We start from the raw sequence: 14,158 nt of genomic DNA on the forward strand, positions 1-14,158 counted from the left end.
CTTATGCTATTATGCTGCTGTCAATTACCTGATTATTCCAGGCAATATGTTTTACGTTTTTATTTGAATCGAAAAAGAAATCTATTCTGCCCAGAAGCAGACCTGCCCATCCTACCTGGTTTACCAGAACATTTTTGCCTTTTCTGTTGGTGAATGTCTGAGGTTCCGGTAAGAAAGTATGAGTGTGACCACCAAGGATCAGGTCGATATTGTCTGTTTTGGCTGCGAAGATTTTATCGCTTATTTTTTCGGGTTCGTCTTTATAATCGTACCCAATATGCGAAAGACAGATCACAAGATCACATTTCTGTTCATTTTTAAGGAAATTAGAATAATGCTGAGCTACATCAACAGGATCCGAATAAACCGTTTCCCCATATTGTTTTTTTCCTACCAGTCCTTCCAGTTGAATTCCTACTCCGAAAATTCCTACTTTAATTCCGTTTTTATTAAAAATTTTATAGGGTGAAGTTTTTCCGTCGAGAACGGTATTTTTAAAATCATAGTTTGAGCAGATGAAAGGAAATTGCGCATTCGGCAAAACCTTTAAAAAACCGTTCAGGCCATTATCGAAATCATGATTTCCCATGGTGGAAGCATCATATTTCATCTTCGACATTAATTTAAATTCCAACTCACCTCCAAAAAAGTTGAAATAAGGAGTTCCCTGGAAAATATCTCCGGAATCAAGAAGCAGGACATTGCTTTCCTGATTTCTTATCTGCTGAATGAGACTTGCCCTTCTTGCAAAGCCACCCTGATTGGGATTTTTGGTATAGCTCGAATCGAAAGGCTCTATTCTGCTGTGCTGATCGTTGGTATGAAGAATGGTGAGTTTGTTTGCTGCCTTTACATCAAGAATATTTAATTCTTCTGCCATCATCATATTTGGAGCTAAAGCCATTGCTAAAGTTCCGCCACCTATTGCTTTTAAAAAACTTTTTCTATCCATTACTTTTTACCGATAAAATTTAAGCGAATATCTGTACCTGATTTTACTTCGGGAGATTTCTTAAAATAATCTATAAACAAATCTCTCATTTTAATTCCTGTAGAGATCATTTCTCCTTTAGCAAAAAATTTCATATTGTCGCCACCCAAAGCCAGATAGTCTGAAGTAGCAATATAGTATTCCTGTTCCGGATTCACTGTCTTTCCGTTGATCAATGATTTTGCCAATTTTCCGTTTTGGGTTTCAATATACAGATGAGATACAGGATTATTTACCTGAGTTTTTGCGTAATAATCAAAAAGTCCCTGTAAATCTGTTCCTTTCATTTTTACGATGATGATCTCATTTTCAAAAGGCATCACCTCAAATGCATTTTTTAGTAGGATATCTCCTTTTCCGATAGTTGTTCGGATTCCTTCGATATTGATTAAAGCGGCATCAACATTTTTGTTAAGATTTGTTTTTGCCCATTCATCAGCTCCATCAAATGTATAATCTGCTAGAAGATTACCCAGATTGCTATTGTCTCCCTGCTTGGTAAGATCTACGTTGGTATGTGAGATCTTCAGGTTCATTTCTTTATCCAATTTTTGCTTGTAGGGTTCAATAAACTTTACAAACTCCTCATCATTCTTTAGCTCATTATTAATAGAAATATTTTTCCGGGTCTGTACCTCTGTTACCTGTAACGGTGAAGCTGTTTTACAGGCAGAAAGCGCAGCCAGAGCAATTCCTAATAACAAGAATTTATTTTTCATATGCAGCAAATTATTTTTATAAAGGTTAAATGCAATCGTCGATTCGCCTTTGGGATCCATAAGCAATTCCGGGAATGATGACTTTATATTACCATTTAGTAAATGCAAATATAATTATATGTATAATAAAACATTATTATTTATAACAAATTCTTGAGGTAAATTATTAAATTTGAAAAAAATAATTCTAACAGATGAGCATTTTAAAAGGAGTAGGTGTTGCATTGGTAACGCCCTTTAATGAAGATTTATCCGTAGATTTTGAAAGTTTGACGAAATTAGTTGAATACAACATCGAAAACGGAACCAATTATTTAGTTGTTTTGGGAACTACAGCGGAGGCTGCAACGCTTTCTGCTGAAGAGAAGAAACAGGTAATTGAGCATATCATTAAGGTTAATAATAAACGTCTTCCATTGGTTTTGGGGATCGGCGGAAATAATACTCTTGAAGTCAAAAAACAGATTGAAGAAACAGATCTTTCTGCGTTTGAGGCGGTACTTTCTGTATCTCCATATTATAATAAGCCCAATCAGGAAGGGCTTTATCAACATTATAAAGTTTTAGCTTCCACCGGAAAAAATATTATTATCTATAACGTTCCGTCTAGAACGGGACAAAATATAGAAGCGGAAACAACGTTGCGTTTAGCAAAAGAATTCCCGAATTTATTTCTAATTAAAGAAGCTGCCCCAAATATTCTTCAGTATTTTGATATTTTAAGAAAGAAACCTGAAGGATTTAATCTCGTTTCCGGGGACGATGAATTCACACTTCCTGTCACGCTTGCCGGCGGAAACGGAGTAATTTCTGTCATTGCACAGGCGTACCCGAAAGAATTTTCAGCAATGGTGCAGTTAGCATTTGATGGAAAAGTGAAAGAAGCGTACGAAATCCACAACAAATTGGTTGATATCACAAGACTGATTTTTGCCGAAGGGAACCCGTGTGGAATTAAGGCTGTTTTAACGGAAAAAGGGATTGTGAAAAATTATGTAAGGCTTCCTTTAGTCGTGGCGTCAGAGGGATTGTATACGAAAATTAAAGCTGAAATGGCTAATGTTTAACATTTTTCAGTAACATTTTAATGTTACAATAAACATATTAAGGTGAAGAGTATCGTGCTTTTCACCTTTTTTATTTGCCATAAAAATACAAATATAATATTGTGCTTTCCAGCATAAAACTACATAAAATTAAATCAATGAAATTTATAAAAGCAACAGAAAAAGATATACCCTTCATTCAGGATCTGGCCAAAAGATCGTGGGAGGTTGCTTATGCCGAGATACTTGAAAGAGAACAGATAGAATATATGCTTAAGACAATGTATTCTTACGAGGAAATCAGTAATCAATTACAACATTCTGACTATCATTATTTTTTGATCTTTAATGAAATAAATAATTCTTTTGAAGGTTTTTTGGGCTATGAGAATGGTTACGAGGAACATACAACAAAGCTGCACAGGATTTATCTGATTCCGGAAAGCAAAGGAAAAGGCATTGGAAAAATGGCTGTTGATTTTTTAAAGCAAAAAGTATCCGAAAGTGACGACAAAAGGATAATCTTAAATGTGAATAAGCATAATAATGCGAAAATGTTCTATGAATCTCAGGGTTTCAAAGTATACAAAGAGATAATCGTAGATATCGGAAGCGGTTTTGTAATGGATGATTACGAAATGGAATTTTATATCACATAAATATGACTTAAAATTCTGTAATATTTAATTGTAATTCTATAAAATGTGATGTAGAGTTTTTTTACATCTTTGTAACAGAACCGAATCACTTATCAAAATATTCATATGCTTGGTTTTAAGCTGTTCTCAGCTTTTTATCGGTATATTTTTTTCATCCTTAGTGTTTAAATTCCTGTATTTTTTTAATGCAGGAGTTTTTTATTTATGTTTTAAATAAGAATTTTTATTTATATCACTTTAAATTGATATAAAAAGTTTATATTTACTTAAACATTAAATACATAATATTAAGGATGAAGATGTATGTGAAATTTGATTTCAATACCCTCTGCAGGAAGGTGTTGGAAGATAAACTTAAAGATCAGGGCTTTAAATACAAACTTATCAACTCTGGAGAAGTAGAACTGTATGAACCTCTGACACAGGAACAATGCAAAGTTTTCAAAGAAAATCTCGGGAGCTACGGTATAGAAATTATTGAAAGCCAGAAAACAGCACTGGTTCAGAAAATAAAAGATGCTATTATCGAGCTTGTAGGTTCTGATGAAATGATTCCCGTAAAAGCTTCTATCTACATTGCTGAAAAACTAAACCATAGTTATGGTTATCTTTCCAATCTTTTTTCAGAGATTGCCAATACTTCGATAGAAAATTTTATCATTATTCAAAAAATTGAATACACCAAAGAATTGATTATCAGTGGAAAGCATAATCTGACTGAAATTGCTCAAAGACTTAATTATTCCAGTGTCGCACATTTGAGCACACAGTTTAAAAACATGACAGGCCTTACGCCTTCTCAATTTCAGAAGATTGTTGCGATGAGAAGAAAAGTTCAGCGGTACGATCAACAATATTCAAGAGCAATATGAATAAAGAATATCTCAATGTGATTTTAGCAGACGATGATGAAGGTAATCTGATCCTGTTTAAAAGCATATTACAGGATCTTAAAATTCATATAAAAGTAAAGACTTTTTGTAATATTACAGATACGATGGAATATTTCGATGCAGATGGCGCCGTGATTCCTGAGGTTTTTTTCATGAATTTTAATATTTCCGGGAAGAATTGTATCACGTATTTATCAGAATTAAAGGCTGATAATAGATTCGATCATATGACAACTGTAATTTATGCCCAATCCATATCATCTGAAGACGAAGAGGAAGTTTTTGTAAACGGAGCGAACGTTCTGATGAAAAAACCTGACAATTACAGGGAAATGAAAAAAAATGTAACAGATATAATGACTGTGACCTGGCAATATCACACTTCAGGACTTAATAAAAATAATTTTATCATGAAAGTGTGAAAAAAAACCGCTCAACTATTTTGGTATTTAAATTAAAGTTCTATATTTGTAATTCAAGTTTCACATAAAAGTGAAAATAATAAAAACGATAAATATCCGAATGATCATTAAGAATAAGAATATATTGAGGCAGAAAGATCAATAATAACAGTTGTTTTTTGAACTAAACTAAATTATATAAATCACAATGTTAGTTAAGCAAAATGAATTATATGAATTTCCAATTACAAGAGCAGAAGATCTTTAAACAAAACGGTACAATCATGAAAACTCGAGTAGTTAAAGAATATATATGATGTTATTCTTTAGCTTGTCAAGTTAGTTTTTATAAATAAGCAGGTTGGAAACATAATTCATTTTGTTTTTACTTCTTTTAAGCTGAACACTAAATTATCACACACACATATTCACACCACATCACAAAATATTAAGCTAAAAACAAGTAAGTAATTTCTTCAAATAACAGTTTTATAAGGGGGACCGCGTAAAGATTAATTTCTTTTCGCGGTTTTTTTATGAAATTTTACTCCATTTATTTTTACCGTTATAATGTCTCAGATAATAATTTTTAATGATCTGATTGTCAGGTCTTGCTAATAAAGGATCTGTCTCCAGAATTTTTTCTACCGTATTTTTAGTGGCTTTAATGATGGCTGAATCATTGACCAGATCAAGTCTTTTAAAATCCACGATACCACTTTGCTGAGTTCCCAGAATATCTCCTGGGCCACGAAGCTGCATATCGACTTCAGAAATCTTAAAACCATCATTGGTTTCAACCATCGTTTTAATTCTTGTTCTGCTGTCTTTAGACAATTTATCAGAAGTCATCAGAATGCAATAGCTCTGCTCTGCGCCACGACCTACACGGCCGCGTAGCTGATGAAGCTGCGAAAGCCCGAATCTTTCCGAGCTTTCAATTACCATTACAGAAGCATTCGGAACGTTTACACCAACTTCAATTACCGTCGTAGCGACCATAATCTGAGCTTTTCCGGAAGCAAAATAATTCATTGCTGTGTCTTTTTCATCGGGTTTCATTTTCCCATGAAGCATCGCGATGTTGTATTTTGAAAAATTATCCATCACATTTTCCAGACCGGTCATCAGATTTTTGTAATCTAAAGTTTCAGATTCTTCAATTAAAGGATAAACGAAATAAACCTGTCTTCCTTTCTGAATTTCTTCACGACAGAAATTGTAGACATACGCTCTGTCTTTTTCACGTCTGTGGGCTGTAATGATAGGTTTTCTTCCAACCGGAAGTTCATCAATCACGGAAACATCAAGATCCGAGTAAAAACTCATCGCCAAAGTACGGGGAATAGGAGTAGCCGTCATTACCAGAATATGCGGCGGAATTTTATTTTTAGCCCAAAGTTTTGCCCGTTGTGCCACACCAAATCGATGTTGTTCATCAATAATGGCTAAGCCGAGATTTTTAAATTTAACTTTGTCTTCCAAAACAGCATGCGTTCCCACCAAAACGGAAAGTTCGCCATTTTCAAGTTCTTCATGAATTATATTCCGTTCAGATTTTTTTGTTGAACCTGTTAAGAGTTTAATTTTAACTTCTGTTTTTTCTAAAAGTTCCTTAATTCCATTATAATGCTGCTGGGCAAGAATTTCCGTTGGCGCCATAATGCAGCTTTGAAAACCGTTATCTTTGGCTATAAGCATCGTTAATAGCGCAACCATTGTTTTCCCTGAGCCAACGTCGCCCTGCAAAAGCCTGTTCATCTGGATCGGACGTTTCATATCCATCCGGATTTCCTTTAATACTCTTTTCTGAGCCCCTGTTAAATCAAAAGGCAGATGATTTTCGTAAAAGTCATTAAAATAATCTCCGACTACCGGAAAGGGATTTCCGATGGTGTGGCTTTTATGGTGAATTTTTTTTAAACCGAATCCCAGTTGAAAAAAGAAAGATTCTTCAAACTTTAAACGATAGTTGGCCTTCTCAAAATGCTCCATATCTTTTGGGAAATGGATGTTGAGATAAGTATGCTGCCTGGATAAAAATTTAAAAGCTTTCATCAGATAATCCGGAAAATTCTCGTAAATAAGATGAGGGATTTCTTTGCAGATGTTTTTTAAAACAACCTGAAAAAATCTTTGGTTTAATCCTCTTTTAGTTAATTTTTCCGAACTTGGATAAATAGGTTTTAATCGGTTTTCAGTGTCTTTTTTTTCCTCAATTTCAATTTCCGGATGGGGCATGGAAAACTGATTGTTAAAGACATTGATTTTTCCGAAAATAAAAACTTCTTTGTTAATGGGAAGCTGTTCTTTCAGCCATTTTGAATACTGAAACCAAACCAGATCCATCGAACCTGTGTCGTCATTGAATTTTGCGGAAAGGCGTTTCGTTTTTCCGGTCTGTATCTCCTGAATATTGGTGATTTTTCCTTTCAGCTGAACATCGGTCGTCACCTCATGAAGCTGCGAGACTTTATGAACTTTACTTTTATCAAGATACCGGATAGGAAAGAAATTAAGAAAATCCTCAACGGTGGAAATTCCTAACACATTTTTGATGAGCTTGGCTTTTTCGGGACCTATTCCTTTGACGTATTCTATGGAAGTTTCTAAAGTCATTTTTAAAGAACCACGAATTTCGGGAAAAATTAGAAATTAAAAAAAGACTTTCGGATTTGAAAGTCTTTGTATTGGATTTAATCTTTTATTTTTGATTTAAATTTCTTCTGATAATCTTCCCACTGTTCCCTCGAACGGATCTTTTTGAAAAGATCTTTTGAAATAAGTTCTAAATAAGGTTCTAATTCTTTTGCGGATAGCTCTCCCTGCAAAATGGTGATCGGCCCACCATTTTCGTCAAGAAAAACTGTACTCGGAACCGCTGCGACGTTCATGTATTGGGTGAATCCGTGTAAAGAATTTTTTCCTTTTTTGTGTTCCGTATTTGTATTTGAAAATTTTCTGCCAAAGATTTCAATTTCCTTTTTTTCTTCTGCATTGAATTTTACAGGATAATAATTTTTATTTAGAATGTCTGCAATAATAAGATTTCCGTAGGTTTTTTTAGCCATAATCTTGCACGGGCTACACCAGTCTGCATAAAAATCGATCAGGATTTTCTTAGGATTTTCTTTCTGGGCTTTCAGTGCTTCCTCAATAGTCATCCATCTTACCTGCGCAAAATTTAGAGTGACAACGAAAAGACAAATTATGCTTATAACTTTCTTCATGATTTGACATTTATGTAAAAATAAGCATAATTACTTATTTTTATCTTACCTCCTGCATTAATTTTTTTACAAATGGTGATATCAAAATTAATACAATACCGGCGATTACAGCATACAATCCCAATTGTTTATATCCATCAGTATAAGTGATCAAAGCATCATAATTCGTGGAGCCTTCTTTTGCTGTTGCAAGGCCTGCTCCAATGATTCCTGCAACATACTGTCCGTAAGCGGAAGCCAGAAACCACATTCCCATCATCATTCCCTGGAGATTTTTCGTTGAAAGTTTTGTCATAATCGATAATCCGATAGGAGAGAGGCAAAGCTCTCCTAATGTAATAACCAGCAATGCGATAGTAAAGAAATTTAATGAAGTAATACCCTGAAGATTGGCAAAAAATCGTGTTGCAAATAAAACGTAATATCCTAAGCCTAAGAAAATAAAGCCTAACCCAAATTTAATAATTGTATTCGGCTCAATCTTTCTTTTATTCAGCCATATCCAGAGCAGCCCGATCAGCGGAGCAAGGAAAATGATAAAAAATGCTCCTCCGGAATTGTTGACACCGTTTGGATCTAATCCTAATAAATCTTTATTTAAATTTTTAGCCGCAAAAATGCTTAATGATCCTCCGCTTTGTTCGTAAATTCCCCAGAATAAAATAGAAAATAGGATGAAAACTAAAGCTGCCCAAAGTTTTTTACGTTCAGAAGGTGTCACTTTTGTCATTTCATAGAACAGGTAAATCAATGTCAGCGGTCCTACAGTCCACATAAAATAGTCTGTATATTCAGTTTTTGCCACCATTATCATGATGATCGGAACGAAAATCAATGATAAAATATATACTCCATATTCCTGCCATTTCGGTATGGGAGCAGATTTTGTTTCATTTTCAGGATGTCCCGGCTGAAGCCCGATCGGTCCCAATTTTTTCTGTGTAAAAATAAAATTAACCAAACTTATAATCATCACAAAAGCAGCTAATCCAAAAGCTACGTTCCATTGCAAATTTTGAGGGATTAAACCTTTGCCTAATTGTAATGCTCCAAGTTCAATATATCCAACTTTGCCAATTGAAATACAGACATATCCACCTATCAAAGCTCCAAGATTAATTCCTGCATAAAAAAGCGAAAATCCTGCATCCGCTCTTTCATCATTAGGTTTGTAAAGCTGGCCAACCATTGAGGAGATATTCGGTTTGAAGAAACCTGTACCCACTACAGTAAAAGCAATGCCTAAGAAGAAAAATTTGTGGGGATCTGTCGCTAAAATAGCACTTCCGACAATCATGAGGAGCCCTCCCCAGAAAAGAGATTTTCTGAAACCTAATATTTTATCGGCGAATAATCCTCCGATAAATGTGAAGGCATAAACAAATGCCTGCGTTGCTCCATATTGAAGGTTGGCTTCTTTTTCATGGAAATTGAGTTGGGAAATCATGAAGAAAACGAGCATTCCCCGCATTCCGTAGAAACAGAAACGTTCCCACATTTCAGAGAAAAACAGGCTCCAGATTTGCTTTGGGTATTTTCCTTTGAAATTTTGTATTTCATCTAAAGTTAAGCTCATAATTTGTTATGATTGATTTTTAATTAAAGGTTTTTATTATCATCCTGACCCAGCTCAAAACGTATTCTGTCCTGACCGATGATTTGTTTTAATTCTTCTTCTGTAGGAAGATATTTGCTCGCAAAAAGATTGTTTTTATCATTAAGAATAGAATATTTTACAATGGTTTCATCTTTTTCTGAACAAAGCAAAATCCCGATAGTTGGATTGTCGCCTTCGCCACGTTTCAAGTCGTCGTACATTCTTACATACATATCGATTTGTCCGATATCCTGATGGGAAAGTTCACCGGTTTTTAAATCAATAATGACGAAACATTTTAAAATGTAATTATAGAAAACAAGATCAATATAAAAATCTGAAGTGTCGGTAGAAATGTGTTGTTGTCTTGCTACAAAGGCAAAACCTTTCCCGAATTCTAGCAGAAACTTTTGAATATGATCTATAATGGCTGTTTCAATATCTTTTTCGGAATTTTTTTCGTCAGTTTTAAGTCCCAGAAACTCAAAAATGTAGGGGTCTTTTAAAATATTGTGAATGGTTTCACCTGTAGTTTTTTTATGCTTTAAAACTCTTTCGTATGCTAGAGAATTGATTTGTCTTTTTAGATCCCTTACATTCCAGTTATTTTGTACAGATTCATTCAGATAATAAGTTCTTTTTTCTATATTATCTTGCATTGAAAGCAGTCTGTAATGAGACCAACTCAATTGTTGAGACAATGTGTCAACAATTGGAAATGCGATGTAAAATTTACGCATATTGGAAAGATTCGTATAATCAAATCCTTTTCCAAATTCCAGCGTTAATTTTTTAGAAAGATTTTTCAATGTATATTTTCCGTACTCGGCGCGTTCTTTTCCTTTCTGTTCGTCTTCAATAATTAATTTTCCGATCTGCCAATAAGTAAGCAACAGGGTAGAATTCGCTATCCGAAAAACTTTTTCGCGCGACTGGGTAATAATCTCTTTTACCGATTGAAATAAAGAATCTTCGGAAATTTCCATCATACGAAAATAAAAAAAACCTCCGACTTGGCAGAGGTTTACAATATATTTTATTTGATACAGATTAATTTACTCCGTGCATCATTTTCTTTAAGATTGGTGAAATTAAAGCTAAAATTACAGCGGCAATACCACAAAGAACCACGAATACCATAAAGAATTCGAATAAATTATGGATTTCAAATCCTACAAAAGTAGGGTTTTCCAAAGGTAATTGTGCCTTTTCAAAAGCGGCTACCTGATCTGCATTCAGCGTAACCTTTTTATCTAAAACATCCTGAAGATTTACTCCGATTTCCTGAGCTTTGGTAAATTTGTCTCCTGTAGCAGGAATTAATGCTCCTAAAGAACCTGCTAATGCATAACCTGCAGCATTAGAAATGAAGAATACTCCATATAATAATGACGCAAATCTTTTCGGCGCTAATTTTCCAACCAATGATAATCCAATAGGTGATAAGCAAAGTTCACCACAAGTCTGGATGAAATATAAAAGCATTAACCATTTGATTGCCAATAATCCTGAATTACCAAGATCTTTTACATTGTGGGCAATGATGAAATAACTTAAAGCAATCAAAGCAAGCCCCATTGCCTGTTTCATAGGAGAAACCGGTTCTTTTCCTTTTGCGCGTAATTTATCCCAGCATAAACTGAAAGGAACTGCCAGTAATACAACAAAAATACCGTTGAAAATCTGAACCATCGAAGGTGGCATATTCCATCCTAAGATATTTCTGTCGGTCTGGTTATCCGCAATAAATGTTAATGAAGATCCCGCCTGTTCAAAGGCTGCCCAAAAGAAAATGATAAAGAATGATACGATATAGATTACCCAGATTCTCTGTTTTTCTACTTTGTTTTCGGCAGAACTCATGATTAAAAATGCCAGGGAAATACCGGCCGCATAAATGAAAGGATAAATAATACCTTTAATTAACTGCCCCATTTCTACTGCTTTGAATCCGAATTCCCCAACCAGTAAATATCTGAAGATAAAAAATAATATAACAAACAATCCTCCTGTGATTCCCAAAGCTGCTCCTGAGAATTTAGCAGTCTGAGTTTCACCTTCTTCAAAATCTGCACTTGTATTATGTTTAGGTAATCCACCGATAGGTCTTCCTTCCGGTGTTACCACGTATTTATTTTTAAGAATAAAGAATGTAATGGTACCGATTACCATGGCAATTGAAGCTGCTAAAAATCCCCATTTGAAAGCAAAAATATCTCTTACTCCCGTTGCAGAATCTTTTACGTCTCCTACGTACGGACAGATAAACTGACCTAAAAATGCTCCGATGTTGATTCCCATATAGAAAATCGTAAAAGCAGAGTCCAATTTAGATTTTTCCTGTTTTGGATAAAGGCTTCCTACCATTGAGGAAATGTTTGGCTTAAAAAATCCGTTACCGAAAATAATAACGAATAATGCAAGCCACATGATCATTTTAGCACTATCCAGACTTCCTGAAAATGTCGATGCACTTATGAAAAGTAAAAACTGACCGATTGCCATTAAAGACCCACCAATGAGAATGGCGTTTCTATTACCAATATATTTATCAGCTATAAAACCTCCTAAAAGCGGAGTAAGATAACACAAGGCTAAAAATCCACCATAGATGATTGCTGCATCAGCTTCTTTTATTAATAAGGAATTTACCATGAAAAGCGTCAAAAGAGCTCTCATCCCATAAAAATTGAAACGCTCCCACATTTCGGTTCCAAAAAGAACCCATAATCCTTTTGGATGTCTGGAACCTTTATTCTCTACAAATTCATCCGCTTTCGGATTTAATGCTTCAATATTATCCATTTTTATTGTTAATTTTTGTTAAGACTGACAAATATAGTTTTTTTTGTGTTTTCAACAAGGTTTTAATTTTATAATTAAACAAAAAAAGCCGCAGAATCATTCTGCAGCTCGATTTTCTTTATTTTAGCAAGAATCAGTGACCTTTTTCTTTCATTATTTTGTTCAATCTTTTTAGCATTGATAAACCTAAAAGAGTAGCAAATATCAATAAAGCAAAATTAACAAGGAAGTAATTCATTTTATTGTCATAACTATACCATGTGCTCGCCAGAATCCCTGAAAGTTTATTTCCTACAGAATTGGCCAGGAAAAATCCGCCCATCATCAAAGCCGTAATTCTCGCAGGAGAAAGTTTGGAGACAAAAGAAAGTCCCATTGGAGAAAGGCATAATTCCCCGACTGTAATCACACCATAGCTCGCAACGAGCCACCATGGTGAAACTTTAACGGCTCCGTTATCTCCCGCCCAGACTGCCAGAACCATTACAAGACATGATAATGCTGAAATGAATAATCCCAAAACAATTTTGGTTGGAGTTAGAGGCTCTTTACCCCGTCTTCTTAAAAAAGCCCAAAAGCCTACGACAACCGGTGTTAAGGCAATTACCCAAAACGGATTGATAGACTGAAATAATTCTGTATTGTACAGGTAAACTTCATTTGGACCAGTCCCTCCTAAAGCTTTGCGGTCTAAATCTGAAATATTGTTGAAATAAATATCTTTTCCTATTGTTTTGATGGTTTTTCCATCCTTATCTTTTTGAGATTGATACTGATCATTATATACGGGAACTTCTTTATCTTCATAGTTTTTTCGTTCAACCATATAAATATCCTCCAAAGGTTTTTCCATAGAAGCAGGAACGCTTCGGTCCGTATAATAATTGGCCCATCTCGTTAAAGCCGTTCCGTTCTGCTTGAAAACTGCCCAGAAAAACATACTGATCATAAAGACAGATAATAAAGCTCCAATAGAAGATTTTTCTTCCGGTTTTGCTTTAAAATAAAGAGAAGCATAAAAGAAAATAACAGGAATACAGGCAAAAATGAAAGCATCTGTACTGTCGCTTCCAAAAATATTTCCAGGAATAATCCATCCGATAACTCCGGCAATAATGGCAGGAACGAATACCTTAAGCAATATTTCAGAAAGCTTTGTATCGCCTTCCTGCACGGGCTTCATTTGAGCTGCATGGATGTAATGCTTTCTCCCGATGGTAAAAATAATTAATCCCACAAGCATTCCGACTCCGGCAGTGATGAAGGCTTCGCCCCAGCCAAATTTGTTTCGCATAAATGCGGCAATAATATTACAGATAAACGCCCCGATATTAATTCCCATATAGAAAATATTATATCCGGAATCTTTATTCGCTTTATAAGGTTCTTCAGAATATAAATTACCCAACAATGTAGAAATAGTAGGTTTAAAGAAACCATTTCCGATAATAATTAATGCTAGAGAAGAATAAAACAACGTAAGATCTTTAAAAACACCCATTCCTATATATCCGGCTGCCATTAAAATCCCTCCAAGATAAATGGATTTGATATATCCTAAAATACGGTCTGCCAGAAAGCCTCCGATAAAAGGCGTTAAATACGTCAACGCAATATAGGTTCCGAAAATATCGTCTGCAGTTTTGTCTGGAAGTCCAAGGCCACCTTTTATACCGGTGGGTTCGATCGCGTAGAGTACAAAAAATTCCTAGAATTAAATAGTAGCCGAAACGTTCCCACATTTCCGTAAAGAAGAGGAAAGGCAGTCCCTTAGGATGTTTAGTCTTCATAGTTGATAAATTTCAAATTTTACAAAT

At 34.8% G+C, this 14,158-nt stretch carries 11 protein-coding genes and 1 pseudogene; 4 read left to right on the plus strand and 8 right to left on the minus strand.

From position 1 onward, the window contains the following. Nucleotide 1: 1 nt before the first annotated feature. Nucleotides 2-952 carry a metallophosphatase gene (locus AAHI02_RS16995; protein WP_346984252.1) on the minus strand — a complete coding sequence of 317 codons (951 nt, stop codon included), beginning with the start codon at nt 950-952 and terminating at the stop codon, nt 2-4. Then, a complete protein-coding gene (locus tag AAHI02_RS17000) occupies nt 952-1,710 on the minus strand; it encodes a 5'-nucleotidase (RefSeq protein ID WP_346984253.1) in 759 nt (252 codons plus the stop codon). The genes AAHI02_RS16995 and AAHI02_RS17000 overlap by 1 nt, the downstream gene beginning before the upstream one ends. 194 nt (nt 1,711-1,904) lie before the next feature. Between AAHI02_RS17000 and dapA the strand changes: the two genes are divergently transcribed. The 4 genes from dapA (at nt 1,905) to AAHI02_RS17020 (ending at nt 4,730) form a co-directional block, all read left to right on the plus strand. Then, nucleotides 1,905-2,777 carry a 4-hydroxy-tetrahydrodipicolinate synthase gene (gene dapA / locus AAHI02_RS17005; protein WP_346984254.1) on the plus strand — a complete coding sequence of 291 codons (873 nt, stop codon included), beginning with the start codon at nt 1,905-1,907 and terminating at the stop codon, nt 2,775-2,777. A 137-nt stretch (nt 2,778-2,914) separates the two neighbouring features. Further along, a complete protein-coding gene (locus tag AAHI02_RS17010) occupies nt 2,915-3,415 on the plus strand; it encodes a GNAT family N-acetyltransferase (RefSeq protein ID WP_346984255.1) in 501 nt (166 codons plus the stop codon). 293 nt (nt 3,416-3,708) lie between these two features. Further along, nucleotides 3,709-4,287: an AraC family transcriptional regulator gene (locus tag AAHI02_RS17015; protein ID WP_346984256.1), complete on the plus strand. Its 579-nt coding sequence runs from the start codon at nt 3,709-3,711 to the stop codon at nt 4,285-4,287. Next, nucleotides 4,284-4,730 carry a response regulator gene (locus AAHI02_RS17020; protein ID WP_346984257.1) on the plus strand — a complete coding sequence of 149 codons (447 nt, stop codon included), beginning with the start codon at nt 4,284-4,286 and terminating at the stop codon, nt 4,728-4,730. The genes AAHI02_RS17015 and AAHI02_RS17020 overlap by 4 nt, the downstream gene beginning before the upstream one ends. 513 nt (nt 4,731-5,243) lie before the next feature. Here the strand turns inward: AAHI02_RS17020 and recG are convergent. The 6 genes and pseudogenes from recG to AAHI02_RS17050 form a co-directional block, all read right to left on the minus strand. Next, a complete protein-coding gene (recG, locus tag AAHI02_RS17025; RefSeq protein ID WP_346984258.1) occupies nt 5,244-7,328 on the minus strand; it encodes an ATP-dependent DNA helicase RecG in 2,085 nt (694 codons plus the stop codon). 77 nt (nt 7,329-7,405) lie between these two features. Next, nucleotides 7,406-7,939, minus strand: coding sequence for a thioredoxin fold domain-containing protein (locus AAHI02_RS17030; protein ID WP_346984259.1), 534 nt, complete (start codon nt 7,937-7,939; stop codon nt 7,406-7,408). Between the two features lie 40 nt (nt 7,940-7,979). Continuing rightward, on the minus strand, nt 7,980-9,515 hold the full coding sequence (locus tag AAHI02_RS17035) for a peptide MFS transporter (protein ID WP_346984260.1): 1,536 nt from the start codon (nt 9,513-9,515) through the stop codon (nt 7,980-7,982). 23 nt (nt 9,516-9,538) lie between these two features. Next, entirely contained in the window at nt 9,539-10,525 is a 987-nt protein-coding gene (locus AAHI02_RS17040) for a PDDEXK nuclease domain-containing protein (protein ID WP_346984261.1), read from the minus strand. A gap of 61 nt (nt 10,526-10,586) precedes the next feature. Next, nucleotides 10,587-12,341, minus strand: a complete 1,755-nt coding sequence (locus AAHI02_RS17045) for a peptide MFS transporter (protein WP_346984262.1) — start codon at nt 12,339-12,341, stop codon at nt 10,587-10,589. Nucleotides 12,342-12,474: 133 nt separating this feature from the next. Continuing rightward, a pseudogene (locus tag AAHI02_RS17050) lies at nt 12,475-14,131 on the minus strand (peptide MFS transporter). Between the last annotated feature and the right edge of the window lie 27 nt (nt 14,132-14,158).

Source organism: Chryseobacterium sp. POE27, assembly GCF_039727685.1.
Classification (GTDB): domain Bacteria; phylum Bacteroidota; class Bacteroidia; order Flavobacteriales; family Weeksellaceae; genus Chryseobacterium.